The sequence below is a fragment of the Deinococcus arcticus genome (assembly GCF_003028415.1).
Classification (GTDB): Bacteria; Deinococcota; Deinococci; order Deinococcales; family Deinococcaceae; genus Deinococcus; species Deinococcus arcticus.
In genome coordinates, this window is sequence record NZ_PYSV01000004.1 from 102,277 (window position 1) to 126,363 (window position 24,087).

A 24,087-nucleotide genomic window follows, 5' to 3' on the forward strand; every position below is an offset into this window, starting at 1 on the left:
GCTCCTCCCCTCCCCCAGGTCACGGCCTGGGGGTTTTTGTTGCCGGCGAGTCGAGGAAAGAACGCCCGCCTGAACGCGCCCTTCGCCATTTGCTACCGGCCATGCCCTCCGCGCCACCTTCCCCGATCACGGCCCGATCATGCCCGCAGTGATGAACTGCACGCACGGAAGACCGCAGGCCCCCGGGCGCGCAACGCCCACGCAACGCCCGGCGCCGTGTACTACAGGCCACGCCCCCCACCCCCCGCGTCCCCCCAGGAGGAGACCACCATGCCCAGCCCCCGCCCCGTCCGCCCCGCCACCCTGCTTGCCCTGAGCGCCGCCCTGATCGGGGGGGCCCAGGCCCAGAACACCGTGAACCTGTCGGGCCTGCAACTGCAGCCCCTGCGCATTGCCAACCTGGACCTGAACGTGCTGCGCGTGGCGCCGGGCACCTTTCAGCAGACCCTGCAAGCACCCAATGTGCTGCAGCTGAACCTGCAGGACCTGCCCGCGCGCATTCAGGCCCGCGACGCCGAACTGGTGCGGGGCCTGAACGTGGCCCGCGCCCTGTCGGGCAGCAATGAGGTGCGGGCCGACGCGGCGCGGGTGGCGCTGGCCCTGCCGCGCGGCCTCACGGTGCCCACCACCATTCAGCTGCGCACCGGCGAGCAGAAGGAGGTGCAGCTGTTCGGGCAGGAAACGGTGGCCCTGAACGTGGCCCAGGCCGAGGCCAACGCGCCGCGCAACCGCGCTGAAGTGCTGCGGTCCTTTGGCCTGAACGAGCAGAACCCGGTGCCGCGCGACTTCATCTCCAGCGCGGTGCCCAGCACGGTATCGGTGGTGGGCCTGATCAAGACGCCGATCATCGTGAATCTGGCGGTCAAGCCGCCTGCGCCCTCGCAGCCGGGGCAGGAACTGGGCGACGGCTTTGTGAGCAACCCCAGTGACGGCGCCTGCCGCCAGACGCCCAGCAGTCCGCTGTTCAGCCAGATGAAGGGCACGAACATTGGCCTGATCACCACCATCAAGGATCAGGGCGCGCGCGGCACCTGCATGGCCTTTGCCTACACCTCGGCGCTGGAAAGCCTGATTGCGCGGCGCACGACCACCCGCTACAACCTCTCGGAGCAGTACGCCTACTACTGGCTGCGCGGCGACGACGGCGTGCTGGGCGACGGCGCGTGGTGGGGCGATTACGACGACGCGATTGCCAAGAAGCGCATGATCCCCACGGAGGTGCGCTGGAAGTACAACCCCTCGCGCAGCCGCGTTCGTGTGCCCGCCGACAACACCAAGCCCATCACCGCCTACAAGAACTCATGCGTGAACTACCTGAATCAGGCGTGCAGCGACACCACGGCCCAGGCCCAGCTGGTGTGCCAGAACGGCACGAACAACTGCGCCTGGAAGCCCGAATGGGACATTGCCCCCAACGCCGCGTTCAACTTCCGCCCCACGGCGGGCAACGAGGTCTGGGTGTCGCTGGGCGGCCTGAACCTGGGCAACGCGGCCGCCACCCGCGCCTACCGCCGCGCCATGCTGCGCCAGATGCTGGACCGGGGCGACCAGCTGGTGCTGGGCTTTGCGGTGGACCGCGCCTTTGACGCGATTGGCGCGGGCGGCCTGCCCAACACTGCCCTGATGGGCCAGGGCTTCCGGGGCGGCCACGCCGTGCATATGGTGGGCTATGTGAACACCGGCACCCAGACCTACGACGTGAAAATTGGCGGCCTGGTGGGCGCCAAGATGACGCTGCCCACCGGCTACTTCGTGATCAAGAACTCCTGGAGCTGCGGCTTTGGCGACGGCGGCTACGCCTACCTGCCCGACAACTTCATGGACCAGGAAACCTGGGGCGTGTACAACCTGCCGAAGAACGCCGTGGCCTCGGATCTGGCCGGGTTCTGAGCAGAAGAACAGACAAGGAGCCGAACGCGCCCAGGCGCGTTCGGCTCCTTTGCTTTGACAGTGGCGAGGCCTGGGGTGGACCCCAACCTCGCTTCGTTCATTCCTCGCAGAACAGGATTGAAGGCGGTTGCGTCAGCGGGGCCGCCTCGGCCACGGGGGTCAGCACCAGCACCTCATTTACCACCCGGAACTCTCCGTGCTCCCGTTCAAGGGCTGCCAGGCTCACGCCCCCCCCCTGTTCCATGGCCCCCCAGTCCTTGCGGTGCAGGGTCCCCACGTACTCGCCCGGCGGTACCTGAACGCAGGCCCCGGGGTCCAGGGGGCCATCCCCAATGGGCAGTGAGTTGTACGAATGCACCCACAGGCGCCCACTGGGCACGCTGAGCCGGGCACGCTGGGGCTGGTGCCAGCGGCCCTGGGCCAGCTCACCGGCGCTCAGGGGTGCGCCCACCAGAATCTCGGCACACACCGAGTTGTCGGTGCAGAGGGTGTACACCAGAAAGGCACCTTCCTCCAGCATGGCCCGGGTGCCCGGGTGGGCGTTGTCTTCCGCCTCGTCGCCGTGGCCCCAGAGGATGCCCGGGTCCGCCTGCTGAATCCGCGCCTCGTTGGCCTCGTCGTAGACAAAGACCACCAGACCGTCGTTATAGACCTCGACCACCTGCGCGCCTTCACGAAGAGGACCAGCCACAATGCTGGGGAGAGCTGTTGTCATGGTGGGCCCAGCATAAGGGCGCCGGGGGAAACCAGGGGCCCCGCTGCGTGGTTCTTCAGCGGTTCTGGCACCAGCCCCGAGCAGGGCTGACCGGGCGCGGCCTGCTCGGGGCGCCTTTTCCTTCTGCTGAGACTCGGGCCTGCGCCGGGCCGTTTCTCTATGCTGACAGGCAGCAGATTCTGCAAGGAGCACGCAGCATGTTCACGCACCCCCCAGGCCCATCTGCCGGTCAGGTGGCCACCCTGACCCTCAATACCTACGCCCCCCAGGCCGTTCGGCAGGGGCTGTCGCGTATGGGCTCGGACCACGAGCATCTGCGGCAGGTGCCAGGGCTGCAGTTTTACCGCCTGCTGGGCACCGGGCGCGGCAGCACCCTCACCCTGAGCGCGGACCTGCGCCGCTGGGCGCGCTTTGCCGTGTGGTCCTCAGCCGACGCCCTGGAGGCGTTCGAGGCCAGCGGGTGGCGGGCCCAGGAACGCGCCGGCGCCGCCGAAAGCTGCACCGCCGTGCTGCGCCCGCTGCGGTGGCGCGGGCGCTGGGGCGGTGCCGAGCCCTTTGAGGGCCCGCCCGCCCGGACGGCGGACCCCGGCGGGCCGGTGGCCGTGCTCACCCGCGCGGCCATTCGCCCCACGCGGCTGCTGCGCTTCTGGCGCGCAGTCCCGGCCTCTCAGCGACATCTGGACAGCCAGCCGGGCCTGCTGGCTGCCGTCGGAATTGGTGAGGTGCCCCTGGTTCATCAGGCAACCTTCAGCGTGTGGCGCAGTGCCCAGGCCATGAAGGCATTTGCCTACGGCGGCGCGGCGCACCGCGAGGTGATTGCCCGCACCCACCGGGAGGGGTGGTACAGCGAGGAACTGTTTGCCCGCTTTGCCGTGCTGGACATCCGGGGCCGCTGGGGGGGCCGGGACCTGCTGGGGGAAAGCGGGTTGGCAGCGCCCCCGACCCACCTCTGATACGGACTGCCGTCCATTTCCGTACCATCCGGGAAGAAGGGGGATGTTCCCCGCCTTCGGCGCTGTTCCAGCCCAATTCCCGGAAATCCGCATTTGTTCCTGCTCTGCTCCGCAGCTCTTCGAGTCCCTCCGGTCGAAAAAATTCCGTAACGTGTTCCGGAATTTTTCGGAATCCGTATGAAGGCTGAACTCGCGGGGACCGGTCAGCCCCCGCTCGCTGGACAAAAAGCAAACACGCCTGGAGACAATGCTCAGGCGTGTTTGCTTCCTATCCCTGCGGGAAGGGGAATCCCTTCCCCCTGCCCTTACTCCACCGTCACGCTCTTGGCCAGATTCCGGGGCTTGTCCACGTCCTTACCCAGTGCCGTGGCCGTGAAGTAGGCCAGCAGCTGCATGGCCACCGCGTTCACCACCGGACTCACCATCTCGTGGGCGCGGGGCACATAGATCACGTCGTCGCCGTGGCGGGCGTTGTCGGTGTCCCCGTCGCTGAGGAACAGAATCACCTTGCCGGCGCGGGCGCGCACCTCCTGCACGTTGGAAATGGTCTTTTCCAGCAGGCGGCTTTCGGTGGCAATCACGGCCACCGGCATGTGCTCGTCAATCAGGGCGATGGGCCCGTGCTTCATTTCCCCGGCCGCGTAGGCTTCCGCGTGGATGTAGCTGATTTCCTTGAGCTTCAGCGCGCCCTCGAAGGCGGTGGGGCTGTTCACGCCGCGCCCCAGGAACAGGTAATCGCGGGCCATGGCGTATTTCTCGGCCACTTCCTTGATGCGGGCCACGCGCTCCGGGCTCAGCGATTCTTCCACCAGGCGGGGCAGTTCGCGCGCGGCGTGCAGCAGTTCGGCGCCCTGCTCGGCGCTGAGCGTGCCGCGCGCCCGGCCCAGCCACAGCGCCAGCATCAGGAACGCGCTGACCATTGACGTATACGCCTTGGTGCTGGCCACACCGATTTCCGGACCCGCGTGGATGTACAGGGTGTCGTCCAGTTCGCGGGTCATGGAGGAGCCCTTGGCGTTGATCACGCCCAGGGTGCGGGCGCCAAACTTCTTGGCCTCGCGCAGGGCCTCCAGGGTGTCAATTGTCTCGCCGCTCTGGCTGACCACAATCGCCAGGGTGTGCTCGGAGACCAGGGGGTCACGGTATCGGTACTCGCTGGCCACGTCGCACTCCACCGGAATACGCGCCAGTTGCTCAATCAGGTATTCGCCCACCAGCCCCGCGTAAAAGGCCGTGCCGCAGGCGATGATCGAGATGCGCTTGAACGAGGAGGGGTCAAGGTTGATGTCCAGGTTCACCTCGCCGGTCTCGTCGTGCAGGCGGCCAATCAGGGTGTTGGTCAGGGCCTGGGGCTGCTCGTAGATTTCCTTGAGCATGTAGGTATCAAAACCGCCCTTCTCGGCAGCCTCGGCGTCCCATTCGATGTGCTCAATAGTGCGCTGCTGCGGCGTGCCGGCCAGATCGGTGATGCGGAAGCCGTCGTCGCTGAGCACCACCATGTCGCCGTCGTGCAGGAACACCATGTTGCGGGTGTAGGCCAGCAGGGCGGGCACGTCGGAGGCCAGGAACATCTCGCCCTCGCCCACGCCCATCACCAGGGGGCTGACGGTGCGGGCCGCCACGATCTCGCGGTGGTCCACGTGCGTCACCACAATGCCGTAGGCGCCGCGCACCTGCGCCAGGGCCGCGCGCACCGCCTCTTCCAGGTTGCCGCTGTAGGCCTCTTCAATCAGGTGGGCCAGCACTTCACTGTCGGTCTCGCTCTTGAACTCGTGGCCCCGGGCCATCAGGCCCTCTTTCAGGGTCAGGTAGTTCTCGATGATGCCGTTGTGAATAATCACGATCCGGCCGTCCTCGGTGGCGTGGGGGTGGGCGTTCGTGTCGTTCGGCAGGCCGTGGGTGGCCCAGCGGGTGTGCCCGATGCCCAGCGTGCCGCTCAGGGGCTGGCCCTCTAGCAGGGTGTTGAGGTTGGCCAGCTTGCCGGCCTTTTTCTTCACGTCAATGCGATTGCCGCTGCACACGGCGATGCCGGCGCTGTCGTAGCCCCGGTATTCCAGTTTGGCCAGACCAGAAATCAGCACGTCCTGCGCCTGCCGGGGACCAATGTAACCAACGATTCCGCACATAGGGGCTCCTTTGGGGGGCAGATGGCTGATGGCAGATGGCCAGAGGCAAAGGCCCAAAAGGCCCTGTGCCGTCAGCCATTGGCCCCTTCGCCAACCGCCCACCTCTGGTGTCTGGATTGATGCATGCTTCCGGGCTTTATCTCCGTGTTGCCACGGGGCTTATGGCCGCAGATTCGCGCCGCTGTGGGCGCCGGGTAGGCTCGCATGCCGGAACCTGGAGGCATCCGCAGAAACGTTCGCTGACCTCCACCTCGTCTCCCCCGCTGCCGGGGGCCTTGCGCTGCCCTGTTGGTGTGGACCGGACACCAAGACGGTCCGCCCGGCAGCATAGCACCCACCCGGGCACACTCATGTGAGTACAGCACTCATGGCTGGGGGGGCCAGCGGCTGGGCCCGGCGTGCCAGGGCCCCAAGACATGGTCAACCGGCGTTCATCTGCCGTGCAGGGCGCTTGCTAGGATGGGGGCGCTGACGCAGGCGGGGGCCCCGACCCCCCTTCTGCGCGACCCACGGCGCCTGAAGCGACTTTGGAAGGGAAAGACCATGCCCACGTACCTGTACAAGAACATCCAGACCGGCGAAATCTACGAACTGCAGCAGAGCATGCGGGACGAGCCCTACACCGCCCACCCCGAAACCGGCGCGCCGGTCAAGCGCGTGCTGGCGCGGCCCGGCATTGCCTTTAAGGGCAGCGGCTTTTATGTCACCGACTCACGCCCCAAGGAGAGCAGCGGGGGCGGCGGCGAGTGAGCAGCCTGCGCCGCCCCCTGGGCCCCGCATGAAACCCGCGCGTCTGCTTGCCCTGAGCGCGCTGCTGGCTGGCGCCCTGACCGGGGCCTACCTGACAGGCAGCGTGACCGCCCAGCGCAGCCTGGTCACCCCCGACGAGATCAACACCGTGGAAGTGGCGCAAAAGGCGCTGCGCGCCGTGGTGCGGGTGGACACCCGCCTGGAACGCGCCCGGTTGCAGCCGGGCGACAACCCCATTGAGACGGGCAGCGGCTTTTTCTACAAGAAGGACCTGATTGTCACCAACTACCATGTGGTGCAGTACCAGGAATCCATCACGGTCACGCTGTTCAACGGGCGTCGCGTGCCGGCCAAGCTCGAAGGCGTGGACCCCGGCATTGACATTGCCATTCTGCGCGTCACCGGGGTCACGGCGCCCGCCACCCTGAGCTTCGGGTCCAGCGCCCGCCTGATTCCGGGGCAGAAGCTGATCACCATTGGCACGCCGCTCCTGATTCCCAACTTTGTGGGCACCGGCATTTTCAGCGTGGCCGCCAGCGCCCGCGACATCCCGCGCCAGGACGGCCTGGCCGACGAGGTGGGGCAGTACGTGACCACCACGGCCAGCCTGCAGCAGGGCAACAGCGGCGGCCCGGTGCTGGATTCGCGCGGGCTGGTGGTGGGGGTGGCCGACGCCAACGCCGCGCCCAACGGCCTGGTGCCCGGCGTAATTGGCATTGCCCTGCCCGGCGATCTGGTGCGCCAGAGCCTGGACGACCTGGAAAAGATCGGGGTGCCGCAGCGCGGCACGCTGGGCGCCACCCTGGTGGACCTGGACAATCTGGACCCCGCCCTGCGTCAGCTGGCAGGCCTGAGCAGCTCTGAGGGCGCGCTGGTGGATCAGGTGGCGGCGGGCTCGGCGGCGGCGCGCTCGGGGCTGCGCGGCAGCCTGCGCAACAACCGCGACCAGCTGCTGGCTCCCCTGGGCGACGTGATCGTGGCCGTGGACGGCCAGCGCGTGCGCGATTCGTTCGACGTGATTCGTCTGGTGGCGGCCAAACGCCCCGGGCAGACCGTCACGCTGACGGTGTGGCGCAACAAGAAACAGGTGCCCGTGAAGGTCACGCTGCTCAAGCGCACCCTGCGCTGAAGCCCCGGGCAGAGGCCGAAGAGGGCAAGTTGGACTGGAGAGGCGGCCACGCAACGGCCGCCTCTCTTCTGTGCTCCTTTGCTCTTCCGTGCTCCTTTGCTCTTCTCCGCTTCTTGCAGCCCTCCCCCAGTCCCTCTGGCAAAACTTCTATCAAAGTGATATCACTTTGATAGAACATTTCTCTGGAGGTTCCCTATGAATGAGCTGCAGCATGTGCCCACCCCCGCCCCGCAGGGCGGCGTTTCTCCCCGCAGTGGCATTGCCAGTGTGGAGCGGCCAGCCTTTGGCCTGCCCGGCGTGCCCATGTTCCTGCTGCTGCTGGTAGGAGCCGGCGCGGCGGTGGTCTTGCTGGGCCGCTTTCCGGTTCCCGCCCTGGTGCTGGGCGCGGCGCTCCTCTTTGCGCTGGCGGGCTTTTTTATCGTGCAGCCCAATCAGGCCATGAACCTCACGCTGTTCGGGCGCTACGTGGGCACCGAGCGGCGCAACGGCCTGTACTGGACCAATCCGCTGACGGTGCGCAAAAGTGTGAGCCTGCGCATTCGCAACTTCAACAGTGAGCGGCTGAAGGTGAATGACGCGGGCGGCAGCCCCATCGAGATTGCAGCCGTGATCGTGTGGCGGGTGGTGGACACCGCGCGGGCCACCTTTGACGTGGAGGACTACGCCGAGTTTGTGGCCATTCAGGCCGAAACCGCGCTGCGCCACCTGGCCAGTCAGTACCCCTACGACGCCTACGAGGACGACCGCATGAGCCTGCGCGCCCACGCCGACGAGGTGGCCGAGGCGCTGGGCGGCGAGCTGGCCGCCCGGTTGCGGCACGCCGGGGTGGAGGTGCTCGAAGCGCGGCTGTCGCACCTGGCCTATTCGCCGGAAATTGCCGGCGCCATGCTGCAGCGCCAGCAGGCCGGCGCCGTGATCGCCGCGCGGGCCCAGATTGTGCAGGGGGCGGTGGGTATGGTGGAAATGGCCCTGCGCCAGCTGTCAGAGCAGGACATCGTGACGCTGGACGAGGAGCGCAAGGCCCAGATGGTGAGCAACCTGCTGGTGGTGCTGACCAGCGAACGCGGCACGCAGCCGGTGGTGAACGCCGGCAGCCTGTACTAGTGGCCCGCAAGAACTTTCCCCTGCGCATCAGCCCCGAGCTGTACGCCGCGCTGGAGCGCTGGGCCGCCGACGACCTGCGCAGCGTGAACGCCCAGATCGAGTACCTGCTGACCCGCGCGGCGCGCGAGGCCGGGCGCCTGAAACCCCCGGACCCGCCCCGGCATGAGCCCAAAGACGAGTGAACTTCTGCCCCCGCCGGCCACGTTGATGCAAGCGGGGGCCCTGCCTGTTCCCCCCACCCCCTGTCAAGGCCCTTCATCCACCCTTCACCTGGGGCGGGGGCGCTATGCTCTGGCCTGTCATGTACGTTGTCGTCGAAGGCCCCATCGGGGTGGGAAAAACAAGCCTCGCTGGGCGCCTGGCCGCGCGCTACAGCGCCGAGCTGAACCTGGAAGTGGTGGAAGAGAACCCCTTTCTGGCCAAGTTCTACGCGCAGCCCGAAGCCTACGCCTTTCAGGTGCAGGCGTTCTTTCTGCTCTCGCGCTTCAAGCAGCTCTCGGCGCTGTGGCAGCCCGGGCTCTACCGCGACTCGGTGGTCAGCGACTACCTGTTCGACAAGGATTTCATCTTTGCGGCCATGAACCTGCGCGACGCCGAGTTCGCGCTGTACGAGGACCTGTACGCGCACCTCTCGCCCCGGCTGCCCACCCCGGACCTCGTGGTGTACCTGCGCGCGGATACCGATGAGCTGCTGCGCCGCATCGCCCGGCGGGGCCGCCCCTTCGAGCAGGACATGAAGGCCGCGTATCTGGCCGAGCTGACCGCCCGCTACGACGAGTATTTCCGCACCTACGCCCACCCGCTGCTGACCATTGACGCCGCCGGGCTGGATTTCGTGAACAACCCCGAGGACGAAACGCGCATCCTCTCGCGCATCCACGAGGCCCTGCGCGCCGGGCAGGCGGCGGACTGATGGGGGGGAATGGGCGAAGGTTGATGGTTGATGGAAGCCCGCAGGTGGCCAGCGGTCCAGAGGTTCAGCGGTCCAGGCGCCGGCGGGCGGTGGCCTCGCCCGGCAGTGCTGCGCTGCCCCTACCCCCCACCCCCCAGCCCACACCCGCGTGCGGAGCGCGCTGATGTACCTCGCCATTTCCGGCAACATTGGCAGCGGCAAAAGCACCTTGACGCGCATGCTGGCCGGGCGCTACGGGCTGCGGCCAGTCTATGAGCCGTATGCGGACAACCCGTACCTGGAAGACTTCTACCAGGACATGCGGCGCTATTCCTTTCACTCGCAGGTGTATTTCCTGTCGCGGCGCTTGGAACAGCACCTGAACCTGGTGACGGGCGCGCGGTACGTGATTCAGGACCGCACGGTGTTTGAAGACGCCAACATCTTTGCGCGCAACCTCTTTGAAAGCGGCCAGATGGAAGCGCGCGACTGGGCCACCTACTGCGGGCTGTACGAGGGGGTGCTGCCGGCCCTGCGGGTGCCGGACCTGCTGATTCACATTGACGCCTCGCTGCCCACGCTGAAAAAACGCATTGCCCAGCGTGGGCGCACCTACGAGCAGGACATCCCGGACGATTATCTGGGGGGCCTGAACCGGCTGTACGAGAGCTGGGTGGCGGGGTTTGACGCCTGCCCGGTGGTGCGCGTGCCGGGCGATCAGCTGGATTTCGTGGCTGATCCACAGGCGTTTGAATGGGTATGCGCGCGGGTGCAGGGCCACGGCTTTGGCCTGCCGCTGCTGCGCTGAGGCGGGCAACGACTCTCATGACGCGGCGCGCTACCCTTCAGCCATGACTGGCCCGGTGCTGCTCCGCTCCGCGCTGCGTCTGACCCTCCTGGGCCTGACGCTGCTGGGCGGCGCGCAGGGGCGCAGCGCAGCCCCCGGCCCAGGCTGCCCCGAGCACTGGAGCGCCCTGAATCCGGCCGACCTGCGCGCGACGCGGGTGAGCGTGCGCCGCGCCCCCCTGACCGACGCCCGCGGTCAACCCGGGCCGCACAGCCTGTCCCAGGGGGAGGCGGTGCTGCAGGGCCCCGCCGTGGGGGGGCGGCGCTGCACCTACGTGCCGGGCGACGCCAGCCGCAGCGGATTTCTCAGGCCCGGCGACACCGAGCCGCTGCCCACCCCCACCGCGCCGGAGAACGGCACCTGGGAGCGCGACGCCAACGCCGGCTTGACCGTGACGGGCAAGCCGGGCAGCCTGATGCTGACCGGCACTGGCCTGTTTGCCACGGCCAGCGGCGGCGTGAACGTGAGCCATCTGAACGGCCCGCTGCGCCGGGGTGAGAGCGCGCGGCGCTGGGTGTACAGCGACGGCGACTGCACCCTGACCCTGTGGCCGGTGGGCCCATGGCTGCTGGTGCAGGACAACCTCAAATGCGCGGGGGCGAACGTGACCTTCGCGGGACTGTACCGCCACGTGCGCTGAGCGCCCGCTTCATTACCCGGCAGCGGCGGCCAGCTCGGGCGGCACCTCGCCCAGCGCGGCCTGAAACAGCGTCTGCACGCGGCGCAGGGTGCGGGCGTGGGCCTCGCGGTCGCCCAGGCGCCCAAAGGCGTTCAGCAGGGCGCAGGTGGCCTCTACATCCAGGGGATCGTGGGCCAGCAGGCGGCGCAGGTGGGGCAGGCCGCCCAGGGGATCGCGGGCGGTCAGGCGCAGCACTGCGGCCCGCCAGCGGTCGTGCAGGGCGGCGCGCAGTTCGGCGGCGGCCGGCAGGTCCACATCGTTCAGGAAGGGGCCGGTGTACAGGGCCGCGGCCCGGGCGTCCTGGCCGCCGTGCAGGGCGGCCAGAAATTCGTCCAGATCGGCCTGCACCGCAGCCAGGGCATACCCCTGGGGCGTGCGGGTCAGGGCCGCCGCGTCGCCCAGCGCTTCGCGCAGCCGGGTGCGGGTCTTGCGAAAATTGGCCTCGGCGCCCGCCTCGTCGGCCTCGGGCCACAGCGCCAGGGCCAGGGCCTCGCGCCCCAGGGCCGGGTGGGCCGCGCCGCCGTAATGGGCACACACCAGCAGCGCCAGCAGTTCCTTGACCTTGCGGGCCCGCCAGGGCCGTGCGCCGCCGGGCTGCTCCACCCCCACGTTCCCCAGCAGCCGCAGCCGGGCGCGGGGGGCTGGGGCCTGGGCGGGTGCGGGCGCGGCCTCCAGGGCGGCCACCACCGCCGGAAAGCAGGCGCGCACGAACTGCAGGTGGCCTGCACCGTCCACCGCCTGCAGCGCGGCCAGCCCCTCGTGCCAGTCGGGGGCCCCGTCCTGGCGCCGCTGAAAGCGCCACACCGCGCGGGTCAGGGCCAGTTCGCCCAGCACGCTGCGGTGCTGCGCCGCCTGGGCCAGGGTCAGGGCCTGCGCCAGTTCCGGCGCTGCTGCGGCCGGGTCGCCCCGGTGCAGGTGCGCCTGGGCGCGAATCAGGGCGGCGCGCGCCTGCAAGCCGGCGCCGTCGTCCGGGCGAATGCGGGCCACCTCGCGCAGGGCGCCCCCGGGCTCGCCCAGCAGCAGGTGCACGCGGGCGCGGGAATTGGGGTGATCGGGATAGAAATCGTGGTCCGGCTGGCCCAGCTCGGCGCGGGCCTCGTCCAGGCGCCCCAGCAGCGCCAGCGCCTCGGCACAGTCGCTGGGATTGGCGCCGCCCACGCTGGGCCACACCGCCGCCGAGCGCCGCATGAGCGCCAGGGCCTGCTCGGCGTCGCCGCGCCACAGGCGGCACAGCCCCAGGTTCCACAGCAGCGCGCCCTCCACCCGTGCGTTGCCGCTGGCCACAGCCCGGTGCAGCTGGCGCCACGTGCCGGCCTCGGCCGCCGGGTAGTCACCCTGCATCAGCTGCAGGTACGCCAGATTGCCCTCCACCACCATCAGGCTGGCCACGTGGCCCTGGCGCACAATCAGGTCGTGGGCGGCGCGCAGGTGGGCCTCGGCCTCGGGCCACAGCGACATGTGAATGGCGCTGCCCCCCACCGAACTCAGGGTGCGCCAGCAGCGCTCGGCCACCGCCCCGGACGGTGCAGGCAGGCCCGCCATCAGGGCCGCTGCCTCGCGCCCCAGGTGCAGGCACAGGTGGTAGTCGCCCCGGCGCTGGTACAGCCGCGAGAGAATGTCCAGCAGGGTCATGCGCCGCAGTGGACCGTGCGCGCCGCTCAGGGCCCGGCGCAGTCCCGCTTCGGCCTCGTCCAGCTCACCCTGGTTCAGCAGCGTCCGGTACAGCACGTCTTCCAGCATCAGGTGGGTGGCGCTGTCGCCTTCCCCGCTGGTCTGTTCCAGGGTCCAGCGGCGCAGCCCCAGCCGCGCCGCCGCCAGCGCCTGCGGCAACTGCCCCCGTTCGGCCAGCGCCTGGGCCCGCAGGGCCAGCTCGGCCAGCGGCTGGGCCGCCGGGTCGCCACTGGTCGCTTCCAGCACCGCCTGCCACTCGCCCAGGGCGTCCAGGGCACCGACCAGCGCGGCCTGGGCGCGGGCGTGGTCCGGCTGCTCGTCCAGCAGCGCGCGGGCTTCACGCACCACTTCATGGGGGGCCGCGCGGGCCTGGGCCAGCGCCAGGGCCTGTTCGGTCAGGGCGCGCGCCCCGGGCAGCCCCGCGTGCCGGGCGTGGCGGGCGCGGGCCAGGAGGTCCAGGGCTGGCGTCTGGGCGGCGCGGGCGTGCAGGGCTTCCAGCGCCGCCCAGTCCAGTTCGGCGCGCACCAGCGGCGCATACAGGGGATGGGCGCAGGCGTAGCGCGCGCCGTCTGGGCCCTGCAGGGCCACCAGGCCCCGGTGCAGCAGCCAGTCGCGGGCCTGGACAAACGCTTCGGCGCTCAGGCCGGAGACGCGCCGCCAGACCTCCGGGGGCGTGGGGGCGTCCAGCACCGCCAGGGCGCTCAGGGCGGCCCAGGGCGCGCGGGCGGCGCGGGGCGGGCGCAGCCGCTCGCGCAGCACCGCCTCCAGCGACGCCGGCAGCGACCCGGCGGGCGGCGCCGTGAACTGCCAGTGGTGCTCGTGCGGGCGCAGGGCGCCGCGTTCGCGCAGCACCCGCAGCAGTTCGGCGCTGCGCAGGGGATGGCCCTCGGCGTGGGCCAGCAGCCACTCGGGCAGGCCGGGCGGCGCCGGGCCCCCCAGGGCAGCGCGCAGCAGCGCCTCCAGGCCGCCCAGGTCCAGCGGAGCCAGCGTGAGGGTCGGCAGGTTGCCGGCGGCGGCGGCGCGGGCCAGCTGGGCGCTGCGGCCCAGCGCCTCGGCGCTGCGCGCGGCGTCGGGGTACTCGGCCAGTGGGCGGGTGGTGAGCAGCAGCAGGGCCGGGGCGCCGTCCAGCGCGAGGCGGGTCCACAGGGTATTCAGAAAGGCGCGGGTCTCGGGGGGCTGGTCGTGCAGGTCCTCCACGATCAGCAGCAGGGGCCGCCCCCTGCCCAGTGCGCCGGCCACCGCACGCGCCAGGGTGGCGGCGGGGTCGCTGGGCCCGGCCGGGGGCGGCACCGCCGCCGACCAGGGATGGTCCAGGTGGGCCCGGGCCGCCGCCACAAACGCCGGGTCGCGCGAGGCCAGCAGTTCAGGCAGGGCGCGCAGCAGCGGGCCCACCAGAGCGGGGGGCGCCGCCAGCGCCACCGCCGCCTGCAGGTCGCGCGCCGCCTCCTGCTGCAGGGCGCGCGCCAGATGGCTTTTGCCCAGCCCCGCCGCGCCCTCAAGCAGCAGCAGCGCCGGGCCGCTGCCCGCACAGATCCCGGCCCAGGCTGAGCGCAGCCGGGCGTGAATCTCGGGGTGAATGGGCTCGGACAAGCGGGGAGCGCCTCCTGGGGTTCAGTGTGCCGCACCTTCGCCGGGCGCCACAAGCCGCCGTCAGGGGACTGGGGGCGCGCGCATCTGGCATCATGCGCCCCATGCGCCTTGCCGAGCTGGCCGCCGCCCTGGACCTGAGTGCTCCTGCCGTCAACCCCGAGGTAACGGGCGTGACCCACAACGCCGACTGGGCAGCGCCGGGCTTCGTGTTCGTGGCGATTCGCGGCGCGCGCTTTGACGGCCACCAGTTTCTGGACCGGGCGGCCCAGGCGGGGGCCGTGGCCGTGCTGGGCGAGGGCCTGCCGGAAGGCGTGACCTCGCCCCTGCCGTACCTGACGGTGCCGGGCGCCCGCGCCGCGCTGGCCGACGCCGCCGCCGCGCTGGCCGGGCACCCCAGCCGGGCCCTGCGCGTGGTGGGCGTGACGGGCACCGACGGCAAGACCACGACGAGCTGGCTGACCCGCCACCTGCTGCGCGCCGCTGGCCTGAACACGGGCCTGCTGAGCACCGCCGGCTACGAACTGCCGGACGGCCAGCTGCGCCACTTTCCCGCGCACTTCACCACCCCCGAGGCGCCGCAGGTGCAGGCCACCCTGGCCGAGATGGTGGCGGCGGGCGCGCAGGCGGCGGTGCTGGAAGCCAGCAGCCACGCCCTGGCCCTGGACCGGGTGCGCGGCGTGGCGTGGTCGGTGGGCGTCTGGACCCATCTGAGCCCCGAACACCTGGATTTTCACGGCTCCATGGACCGCTACTTTGCCGACAAGCGCCGCCTGATCGAGCGTTCGCCCTGTGCGGTGCTGAACGTGGACGACCCCTGGACCGCGCAGCTGCGCGGCGTGGCGCCCCAGGAGATCACCTACTCTGCCGAGGGCCAGCACGCCGACTGGCGCGCGGGCGGCGTGGAAGAGCGCTCCACGGGCCTGCATTTTCATGTGGTCTCGCCCCTGGGTGAATTTGACGCGCAGCTGCCCATGATCGGCCGCTTCAACGTGGCCAACGCGCTGGCAGCCCTGGCGGCGTCGGCGCACCTGGGGGCCAGCGTGGAGGCGCTGCGCAGCGGGCTGGCCTCCTTTGCCGGGGTGCCGGGCCGCATGCAACTGGTGCCCGACACGCGGGGCCGCCGGGTGATCGTGGACTTTGCCCACACCCCGCCCAGCCTCGACAAGGCCCTGAGTACGCTGCGCGCCACCACCCCGGGGCGGCTGCTGGTGGTGATCGGCTCGGCGGGCGGCCCGCGCGATCCGGGCAAGCGCGCGCCGCTGGGCGAGGTGGCCACCCGGCTGGCCGATCACGCCTTTTTCACTGAAGAGGACTGCCGCGACACGCCGCTGAACGAGATCCTGGCAGAGATGGAGCGGGGCGCGCGGGAAGCCGGGCGCAGCAACTTCACCCGCGTCCCCGACCGCCGCGAGGCCATCCGGGCGGCCATTGCCCAGGCACAGGCCGGCGACACCGTGCTGCTGGCCGGCAAGGGCCCCGAGGACACCCTGGAACGCGCCCACGAGACACTGCCCTGGAACGAGACAGCACAGGCCGAAGCCGCGTTGCAGGACGAGGCGCCGCGCTAAGTCGCTCGCTGTTGATCTCAAGATCAACCGAGCGAAGCGAGTCTCGAAAAAAGGACGTTGCACCGGGCGTGGAGCCTGTTCGGTGCTCTCCTGAACAGTCGCAACGTGAGGGGCAACGTCAAGTGCCTCGCCCCTCCCCCAGGCCAACGGTTCAGAAGGGCGCAGCAACGTTTCCCTTCCTGGGGCAAGGCCCTTTGTTCGCTTCTCGCGCTGCGGCGCCGCTGTCCCCGCCCGCTCGGTTGATCGGGGGCTTGGCAGCGAGCGACTTCACTGGCCTGCCCGGCAGTTGCCTACACCGGGCACGGGGCGGCGTGGTATGACAGCCCCATGCGCCGCCTGACCCTCGCCCTGCTGCTGGCCCTGCCCGGCGCGGCCCTGACCTCTGTGGCCCAGGCCGCCCCCAGTCCCTACACCCTGCCCGTGAATCTCTCGGCTGTGAAGAACCAGGAACTGCTGCGTTCGGACCCCGAGGTGGGCACCCGGGGCCTGAGCCCCGCCCAGCGCGCGGCCCTGAGCAGGAACGGCTTTGTGATCGCCCCCGCCACCTGGGCGCACTTTGACGGAGTGTACGAGGCCACGCGCTACCTGAACCAGCCGGTGTTCGTGACCACCGATTCCATGCTGCACGCCTACCATCTGGTGTTCAGCAAGCTGCTGCGCGACCTGGAACGCGAATCCCTCTCGCCCGCCCTGCGGCGCATGACGGCGCTGCTGATCGCGGACGCCCGGCGCCAGTTCACGGCCCTGAAGGGCACGGCGCTCGAAGGCGACGCCCGCCGCGCCCTGGCGTACCTGGCAGTGGCCCAGGAACTCATTGACCCGGCCACCACCCCCCCAGCCGAGGTGGCGGCCCTGGTGAACCAGGAACTGAAACTGATCACGGCGCACGCGGGCCGGGCGACCTCGCCCATCTTTGCGGCCACCGAGCTGGAAGAGGATTACTCTCAATACGTGCCGCGCGGCCACTACACCCGCAGTGAGCCCCTGAAGCGCTACTTCCGCACCATGATGTGGCTGGGCCGGATGAACCTGCGGGTGCAGAGCCCCGGCGAGACCCGCGTGGCCGCGCTGCTGACCACCCTGGTGAGCGGCAATCCCGAGGCCCAGAAGCTCTGGGCGCGCGTGTATGACCCCACCGCCCTGCTGATTGGCCGCAGCGACGACCTGGATTACCGCCAGTACGCCGCCGCCCTGAAAGCTGCCACGGGCGGGCAGGTGCGCCGCCTATCAGACCCGGCCGTGCTGAGAACCTTCCAGGCAGCGCTGGCCCGGCTGCCCGCCCCGCAGGTGAACAGCCTGTTCGTGGAGGCCCGGCCCGGCGAGGGCCGCGAGGTGCGCGAGCGCGAGACCCTGGGTTTCCGCCTGATGGGCCAGCGCTTTACCCTGGACGGCGCGGCCTTTCAGCGGCTGGTGTACCGCGAGGTGGGCACGCAGGGCCAGGAGCGCTGGTTGCCGCGTGGCCTGGACCTGCTGGCGGCCCTGGGCAGCGACGCCGCGCTGAATGAACTGCGCCGCATGGGCGAGGACCGCTACGCCAACTACCTTCCGCAGATGACCAGGGTGCGCGCGGGCTTTGCCGCCCTGAAGGAGGCCGACTGGACCGCCAATGTGTACAGCGGCTGGCTGTACGCCCTGCAACCGCTGGCCCGGCCCGGGCCGCGCGACGCCCGCTATCCGGCGTTCATGCGCACGGCCGCCTGGACCCGCAAGGAGATGCTGACCGCCCTGGGGTCGTGGACCGAACTGCGCCACGACACCATTCTGTACGCCAAGCAGACCATGGCGGAGATGGGCGGCATTGAGGAGCCGCAGCCCGCGCGTGGCTACGTGGAGCCCAACGCCGCAGTCTGGACGCGGCTGCTGACCCTGGAGGCGCTGACGCGCCGGGTGCTGGCCGGCCAGGGCGTGCTGTCGGCGCGCACCCGGCAGAACCTGGACGAGCTGCGCTCCATGCTGACCTTCCTGAACATGGCGACCACCCGGCAGCTGGCCGGGCAGGCCCTGAGCGCCGACGATTACGAGCGCCTGCACCTGTACGGCGGCTGGCTGGAGCAGATGAAGCTGGCCAGCGCCGACCCTCAGGACGGCGAGAACGCCAGCCAGTTCGACGAGAACGACATGGCGGCCGTGGTGGCCGATGTGGCCACGGGAAACGGCCGGGCGCTGGAAGAGGCCACCGGCTTTATCCACGAGCTGTACGCCGTGGTGCCCGACGGGCGGGGCGGCCTGCAGGTGGCGCGCGGCGGCGTGTACAGCCAGTACGAATTCACCGTGCCCGCCGGGGGCCGCCTGACCAACGAGGCGTGGCGAGCGCAGCTGCGCAGCGGCAAGGTGCCGCCCACCCACCCGTGGCTGAGCGGCATCGTGGTGAAGTGAGCCCAGGCGCGCTCAGCACCCCGTGAAGCGACATGCCCTCTGGACCGCCGGGGCCGGCCTGCTGCTGCTTGCGCTGGGCGCCCTGCTGGTGTCCGGGGGCCGGGACCGCGCCCCCGGTGGCCCGGTGCTGGCCCTGGCGGGCGACGTGAGTCTGGCGCGCGGGGTGGCCAGTGCGAACGCCGACCACTGGCCCGGCGCCCTGGCGGCCCTGGCCCCGGCCCTGCGCGCCGACCTTACGGCAGCCAATCTGGAATCCCCCCTGACCGACGCCGCGCGGGCCACCCCGGGTATTGATCTGCGGGCGCCACGTGCCGCCGCCCTTGCCCTGGCTCCCTTCACGCACCTGGGCGTGGAGAACAACCACGCGCGTGACGGGGGCCCGGCCGGGCAGGCGCAGTCGCAGGCGACCCTGCGCGCCTCGGGCCTTACGCCCATCAGCCGCACCCCCACCCTGGCCCGGGTGGGCGGTGAACGCGTGGCCTTTGTGGCGTATCTGGATGCTGGCCACACGCCGCTCCCCCTGGCGGCCATCCGGCAGGCGGCGGCCCGGGGCGCCCGGGTGGTGGTGCTGCCCCACTGGGGCGAGGAATACGGCCTGACCACCGCCCGGCAGCGGGCCCAGGCCCGCGCCCTGGTGGCGGCCGGGGCCACGGTGGTGGCGGGCAGCGGGCCCCATGTGCTGCAGGGCCACGAGGTACTGCCTGGGCCCCGGGGTCCGGCGCTGGTGCTCTACTCCCTGGGCAACCTGCTGTTCGACCAGTCCCTGCCCGCCGCCCGGCTGGGTGCCGTGGTGCGCCTTCCGCTGGGGCAGGTGCAGCGGGCCTGCGCCGTGGCCACCCGCATCCGTGCCGGGCGCGCGCAGCCAGCCACCGGCGAGGCGAGGCGCACCGCCCTGCGCCGCCTGGGGCTGCCCCCATGCTGAGCGGGCCCGGGCGACTGTGGCTGGCCACGCTGCTGGCGCTGCCCCTGGTTCTGGCCGGCGGCGCCCAGCCAACCGTCGCCCGGCCAACCGTCTGGCACACCCTGACCCCGCAGGGGCAATGGGTGGCCGCTGGCCGGGTGCAGGCGCCCAGCGCCTGCCCCGCCCTGACCCTGCCCCCGGACTGGACTGTGCGTGGGGCGGCCTGGGGCGACGTGACCGGCGACGGTCAGCCCGAATGCGTGCTCTCGGTCTGGCGGCCCTGGCGTGACTGGCCCATAGGGCGCTGGGCGGCGGCCCCCACGCCCATCATGGGGAACCGCGACGCCCGGGGCCGCAGCGCCCACATTGCCGTGCTGCGGCCACTGCCGGGGGGGCGTTACCGGGAACTGTGGGTGGGCAGCGCCCTGTTTCAGCCGGTCTCGGGGTTGACCGTGCGCCCGGACGGCACGCTGGCCACGCTGGAAGTCACCTACGCGGCCCCGCAGGCCCCGGCCCACGCCCTGAGCGAGTGGCGCTGGACCAGCTTTGGCTTTCGCCTGTTGCGCCGCGTGCCGGTGCAGGCGCGCGAGGTGGGCCGGGATGCGCGCGGCTGGGCGGCGGTGCGCTAAGGGCCTCGCCCCTTCCATTCCCGGGGCAAGCCCCTGTGTTCGCCACTCGCGCTGCGGCGCCGCTGTCCCCGCCCGCTCGGTTGATCGGGGGCTTGGCAGCGAGCGACTTAACGCCCGGCCAGGGCCCGCCTCATCTGCCTGGGGGGCGGCGAGGGGTGAAATGGGCCATGCCACCCGCCGCCGCTGACGAATTGCGCTAGGCCGCCCTCGGCCGTCTGGCCGATGCCGCGCCGGGGCGCCGCGCGCCAGAGTGCAGGGTCACAGGAGGTGGCCCCATGCCCGACCCAGCCGACGACGGTGATCGTTCCTTCCCGCCTCTCTTCCCCGCCCCCTCTCCCCCCTGAAACGAGACTCCCATGAACGGCAAACACCTTGTGAAACTTGGCCTGGAGAAAAAAGCCATCGCCCTGGCGCAGACCGCCGCCGCCGCCCGCGAGAAAGCGGGCCTGGAACGCGACGAGATTCTCTCGGAACTGCGTGCGGTGCAGGCCAACCCCGACGCCTACCTGGCCGGCGGCGTGTACGCCGAGCTGGCCGCCGAACTGGCCGCCCAGCAGGCCAAACGTGATGCCCAGAAGGGCGCCGAACTGCGCCCCGCGCCTCTGCCCTACCCGGTATGGGGCGAGGACCTGATTGAAGCGGGCGCCCGCACCCAGATGGACGTGGCCATGCGCCTGCCGGTCAGCCGCGCGGGTGCCCTGATGCCCGACGCCCACGTGGGGTACGGACTGCCCATCGGCGGCGTGCTGGCCACCGAGAACGCGGTGATTCCCTACGGCGTGGGCGTGGACATCGGCTGCTCCATGATGCTGAGCGTGCTGCCCCTGCCCCCCCAGGGCCTGCACGCCGAGGACGGCAAGGCGCTCCTGCTCAAGCACACCCGCTTTGGGGCGGGCGTGGCCTTTGACAAGCGCGAGCGCGCCGACCACGAGGTGCTGCACGAGGACACCTGGCGCGAGCAGGCCCTGCTGCGCCACCTGTATGACAAGGCGGCCACCCAGATTGGCACCTCGGGCAGTGGCAACCATTTCGTGGAATTCGGCACCTTCAGCCTGCCGCAGCCGGACCTGGGCCTGGAAGCCGGCGAGTATCTGGCGGTGCTGTCGCACAGCGGCAGCCGGGGCTTTGGCGCGCAGGTGGCCGGGCACTTCACGGCGCTGGCCGAGCGCCTGCACCCTGGCCTGGCCCCCGAGGCCAAGAAGCTGGCGTGGCTGCCCCTGGACCAGGAAGAGGGCCAGGCCTACTGGCAGGCCATGAATCTGGCCGGGCGCTACGCGCTGGCCAACCACGACCTCATTCACGCCCGGCTGGCCCGCGCCCTGAATGTGCAGCCGCTGGCGCAGGTGCGCAACAGCCACAACCTCGCCTGGAAGCAGATGGTGGGCGAGCAGGAGCTGATTGTGCACCGCAAGGGCGCGACCCCCGCCGAGGCCGGGCAGCTGGGCCTGATTCCCGGCAGCATGGCCGACCCCGGGTACGTGGTGCGCGGCCGGGGCAACGCGCAGGCCCTGGGCAGCGCCAGCCACGGCGCCGGGCGCGTGCTGGGCCGCAAGGCCGCCGAGCGCACCCTGGTCAAGAAAGACGTGCAGGCGTACCTGCACGAGCGCGGCGTGACCCTGCTGGGCGGCGGCATTGACGAGGCCCCCCAGGCCTACAAACGCATTGAAGAGGTGATTGGCCGGCAACGCGATCTGGTGGACGTGCTGGGCACTTTCCAGCCCCGCATCGTGCGGATGGACACGGGCAGCGAAGACGTGTAGAGCCAGGTCTCAAGACCGGCTGATGGGAGCAGGGGTCGGACTGACTCTTGCCCCCACTTTCTGACAGCACACGGCCATCCACAAAGGAGGGAGAGTATTTCTCAGGCATGAGAAAGCTTGGTGGGACGCTGGCTTACCAGATGAAAACCCATTGGCTGACGTGGCGTTGACAATTTCGTAAGAATTCAGGGGAGAAGATGCGTCTCGGAACCCCTGTGGAACCGCTGCCAGCCGCGTGGCTGATTCCTCCTCCAGGCCAGATGCCTGGAGGGGCGCGCCGTGTCCACCCGGGGGACGAGGAGCCCCATGAACCGACTGCTGACCCTGAGCCTGCTGGCCCTGTCCACCCCCGCTTCGGCCGCCACCCTGACGGTCTGGAGCCACTTCACTGACACCGCCGAGGTGGCGTGGCTGAAGGCCCAGACGGCCAGTTACACCCGCCTGAGTGGCAATCAGGTCAAGATCGTGAATGTGCCGCTGGACAAGATGGCCGACCAGCTGATTGCCACTGCCAAGAAGGGCAAGGGCCCCGACCTGATCGTGACGCTGCCCCAGGACCGCTTTGGGCAGCTGGTCACGGCGGGCGTGCTGGAACCCATGGACGCCTACGTGGCGCGCCGGGGCGAGTTTGACCGCACCACCCTGACCGCCCTGACGTACCGGGGCAAGCTGTACGGCCTGCCCATGTTCGCGGAGTCCGTGGCGCTGGTGTACAACAAGAAACTGGTGCCCGTGGCCCCCACCAGCTGGAACGAATTTATCCGTGTGGCCCAGAAGAACACGGGCGGCGGAAAGTACGGCTTCCTGACCGACCTGAGCAACGCCTATATGCAGTACGGCCTGATCAGCGCCTACGGCGGCTACGTGTTCAAGAACAACAGCGGCACCCTGGACGTTGGGGACATCGGCCTGGCCAATGCCGGCGCCGCCCGCGCCCTGAGCCTGATGAACGACCTGCGCTTCAAGTACAAGCTGGTGCCCGAAGGCATGACCGGCGACAAGGCCAAGGCCGCTTTCCTGAAGGGTGACGCCGCCATGATCGTGACCGGGCCCTGGGACATGGGCGACATCAAGAAGGCCGGCATCAACTACGGCATCACGGCCCTGCCCACCCCTCCCGGGGCCCCCAACCCCTGGAGCCCCTTTGTGGGCGTGCAGGGGATCGTGATGAACGCCTACAGCACCAACAAGGCGGCGGCCGCCGAATTCGCACGCGGCATGGTGACCGGCGTGGCGCAGCTCTCCTTTAATCAGGCTGGCGGGCGCATTCCGGTGAACGTGAACGTGCGGCGCAACCTCGCGGCCAACCCGATTGTGAATGGCTTCGGGCGCGTGATCACCACCGGCACGCCCATGCCCAACGTGGCGGAAATGGGTCAGGTCTGGACCCCCTGGAGCGAGGCCATTGCCGAGGGCGTCAAGAAACCCGGCGCCAACGCTTCGGCACTGCTGACCAAGGCCGTGCAGACCATGAAGAAGAACATCAAGTAAGCAGCGCATAGCGCAGGCGGCCCCTGGGACTGTTCACAGGGGCCGCCTGCTGTCCTGGGCCTGTTGCTCAGTGGCTCGCCCCTGCCCCATTCCAACAGTTCACAACAGCGCAGAAACGTGTCCATTCCCGGGGCGAGGCACTGTGTTCGCCGCTCGCTTCGCTCGGTTGAGCGGGGGCTTGGCAGCGAACGACTTAAGGACGTTGCACCTCACGTTACGACTTTGCAGGAGAGCACCGCAAAGTCTCCACTCCCGGTGCAACGTCCTTTTTTCGAGACTCGCTCTGCGGCGCAGCTGTTCCAGTCCGCTCGGTTGATCTCAAGATCAACAGCGAACGACTTAGTTCTTCCCCGCCACCTGCAGCAGCGCGGCCAGCCCACCCTCGTAGCCCTCCAGGCGCGGCCACGCCGGGGGAAAAGGCTGGGTTCGGGTAACCTCGTTGGGCACCACCACCACGGCCATGCCTGCCGCCACCGCCGCCGTGGCGCCATTGAGGCTGTCTTCTACGGCCAGGCAGGCGGCGGGGTCCAGGCCCAGCTCGCGCGCCGCCAGCAGGTACAGTTCGGGGTCCGGCTTGACCCGGCGCACGTCGTCGCGGGTAGCCAGAGCGCTGAAGTGCTGCAGCAGGCCGTGGTGCGAGAGCCAGCGCGTCACCCAGGCCCGGTCGCTGCTGGTGGCCAGCGCCAGCGCCAGCCCCCGCTCGCGTACCTCGTCCAGCACCGCGCGCACGCCGGGGCGCACATCGGCCTCGGCCAGGGCGGCGTGCACCGACTCGCGCAGCTCCCCGTGGACGGCCTCGCGCCGCGCCTGCACGTGGTGGGGCAGGCCCGCCCAGGGATCAAAGGCGTCCCAGGTGCCAATCCCGCGCTGCCAGTCCTGCAACTGCAGTTCGCGCCCGTGGCGGCGGTACAGGGCCTGCCAGTGCTGAAATTCAGGCGTCTCGGTATCAAAGATGGTGCCGTCGAAGTCGAAGATCACGGCGCGCAGTGCGGTCATGGAGGCAGTGTAGAGGGCAG

The 24,087-nt window shown here is 70.3% G+C and carries 19 protein-coding genes; 15 read left to right on the forward strand and 4 right to left on the reverse strand.

The window, feature by feature from the left end; genetic code table 11:
• The first annotated feature begins 270 nt into the window (after positions 1-270).
• Entirely contained in the window at positions 271-1,890 is a 1,620-nt protein-coding gene (locus C8263_RS05585; RefSeq protein ID WP_107137136.1) for a C1 family peptidase, read from the forward strand.
• Between the two features lie 97 nt (positions 1,891-1,987).
• On the opposite strand, the gene C8263_RS05590 is transcribed toward C8263_RS05585, so the two are convergent.
• Positions 1,988-2,605, reverse strand: a complete 618-nt coding sequence (locus C8263_RS05590; protein ID WP_146160601.1) for a hypothetical protein — start codon at positions 2,603-2,605, stop codon at positions 1,988-1,990.
• Between the two features lie 197 nt (positions 2,606-2,802).
• Between C8263_RS05590 and C8263_RS05595 the strand changes: the two genes are divergently transcribed.
• A complete protein-coding gene (locus C8263_RS05595) occupies positions 2,803-3,558 on the forward strand; it encodes a hypothetical protein (protein ID WP_199188320.1) in 756 nt (251 codons plus the stop codon).
• 305 nt (positions 3,559-3,863) lie between these two features.
• Here the strand turns inward: C8263_RS05595 and glmS are convergent, their stop codons facing one another.
• Positions 3,864-5,684, reverse strand: a complete 1,821-nt coding sequence (glmS, locus tag C8263_RS05600) for a glutamine--fructose-6-phosphate transaminase (isomerizing) (RefSeq protein WP_107137138.1) — start codon at positions 5,682-5,684, stop codon at positions 3,864-3,866.
• Positions 5,685-6,227: 543 nt separating this feature from the next.
• Here glmS and C8263_RS05605 point away from each other — a divergent pair.
• The 7 genes from C8263_RS05605 to C8263_RS05635 all read left to right on the forward strand — a co-directional run bounded on the left by C8263_RS05605 (position 6,228) and on the right by C8263_RS05635 (position 11,046).
• On the forward strand, positions 6,228-6,434 hold the full coding sequence (locus tag C8263_RS05605; protein WP_107137139.1) for an FmdB family zinc ribbon protein: 207 nt from the start codon (positions 6,228-6,230) through the stop codon (positions 6,432-6,434).
• Between the two features lie 28 nt (positions 6,435-6,462).
• Positions 6,463-7,563 carry a S1C family serine protease gene (locus C8263_RS05610; protein WP_107137140.1) on the forward strand — a complete coding sequence of 367 codons (1,101 nt, stop codon included), beginning with the start codon at positions 6,463-6,465 and terminating at the stop codon, positions 7,561-7,563.
• 195 nt (positions 7,564-7,758) lie between these two features.
• On the forward strand, positions 7,759-8,667 hold the full coding sequence (locus C8263_RS05615) for an SPFH domain-containing protein (protein WP_107137141.1): 909 nt from the start codon (positions 7,759-7,761) through the stop codon (positions 8,665-8,667).
• On the forward strand, positions 8,667-8,849 hold the full coding sequence (locus tag C8263_RS05620; RefSeq protein ID WP_107137142.1) for a type II toxin-antitoxin system antitoxin: 183 nt from the start codon (positions 8,667-8,669) through the stop codon (positions 8,847-8,849). Before C8263_RS05615 ends, C8263_RS05620 begins: the two co-directional genes overlap by 1 nt.
• A gap of 119 nt (positions 8,850-8,968) precedes the next feature.
• Positions 8,969-9,580 (forward strand): deoxynucleoside kinase, encoded by a 612-nt coding sequence (locus C8263_RS05625; protein WP_107137143.1) that lies wholly within the window; start codon positions 8,969-8,971, stop codon positions 9,578-9,580.
• 163 nt (positions 9,581-9,743) lie between these two features.
• Positions 9,744-10,367 carry a deoxynucleoside kinase gene (locus C8263_RS05630; protein ID WP_107137299.1) on the forward strand — a complete coding sequence of 208 codons (624 nt, stop codon included), beginning with the start codon at positions 9,744-9,746 and terminating at the stop codon, positions 10,365-10,367.
• A gap of 43 nt (positions 10,368-10,410) precedes the next feature.
• Positions 10,411-11,046: a hypothetical protein gene (locus tag C8263_RS05635; protein ID WP_107137144.1), complete on the forward strand. Its 636-nt coding sequence runs from the start codon at positions 10,411-10,413 to the stop codon at positions 11,044-11,046.
• A 12-nt stretch (positions 11,047-11,058) separates the two neighbouring features.
• On the opposite strand, the gene C8263_RS05640 is transcribed toward C8263_RS05635, so the two are convergent.
• Positions 11,059-14,346: an ATP-binding protein gene (locus C8263_RS05640; RefSeq protein ID WP_107137145.1), complete on the reverse strand. Its 3,288-nt coding sequence runs from the start codon at positions 14,344-14,346 to the stop codon at positions 11,059-11,061.
• A gap of 101 nt (positions 14,347-14,447) precedes the next feature.
• Between C8263_RS05640 and C8263_RS05645 the strand changes: the two genes are divergently transcribed.
• From C8263_RS05645 to C8263_RS05670, 6 genes are all read left to right on the forward strand, one after another.
• On the forward strand, positions 14,448-15,914 hold the full coding sequence (locus tag C8263_RS05645; RefSeq protein WP_107137146.1) for a UDP-N-acetylmuramoyl-L-alanyl-D-glutamate--2,6-diaminopimelate ligase: 1,467 nt from the start codon (positions 14,448-14,450) through the stop codon (positions 15,912-15,914).
• Between the two features lie 327 nt (positions 15,915-16,241).
• Positions 16,242-18,290, forward strand: a complete 2,049-nt coding sequence (locus tag C8263_RS05650) for a DUF3160 domain-containing protein (RefSeq protein WP_107137147.1) — start codon at positions 16,242-16,244, stop codon at positions 18,288-18,290.
• Between the two features lie 22 nt (positions 18,291-18,312).
• The gene (locus C8263_RS05655; protein ID WP_107137148.1) at positions 18,313-19,212 is read left to right on the forward strand and encodes a CapA family protein; all 900 of its coding nucleotides are present in this window, start codon (positions 18,313-18,315) and stop codon (positions 19,210-19,212) included.
• Positions 19,206-19,820 carry a hypothetical protein gene (locus C8263_RS05660; protein WP_233218661.1) on the forward strand — a complete coding sequence of 205 codons (615 nt, stop codon included), beginning with the start codon at positions 19,206-19,208 and terminating at the stop codon, positions 19,818-19,820. Before C8263_RS05655 ends, C8263_RS05660 begins: the two co-directional genes overlap by 7 nt.
• Before the next feature lie 356 nt (positions 19,821-20,176).
• Complete coding sequence (locus C8263_RS05665; RefSeq protein ID WP_107137149.1) at positions 20,177-21,580, forward strand: RtcB family protein; 1,404 nt, start codon at positions 20,177-20,179, stop codon at positions 21,578-21,580.
• A 306-nt stretch (positions 21,581-21,886) separates the two neighbouring features.
• The gene (locus C8263_RS05670; RefSeq protein ID WP_107137150.1) at positions 21,887-23,071 is read left to right on the forward strand and encodes a sugar ABC transporter substrate-binding protein; all 1,185 of its coding nucleotides are present in this window, start codon (positions 21,887-21,889) and stop codon (positions 23,069-23,071) included.
• 339 nt (positions 23,072-23,410) lie between these two features.
• Here the strand turns inward: C8263_RS05670 and C8263_RS05675 are convergent, their stop codons facing one another.
• Positions 23,411-24,067, reverse strand: a complete 657-nt coding sequence (locus C8263_RS05675; protein ID WP_107137151.1) for an HAD-IA family hydrolase — start codon at positions 24,065-24,067, stop codon at positions 23,411-23,413.
• Positions 24,068-24,087 lie beyond the last annotated feature (20 nt).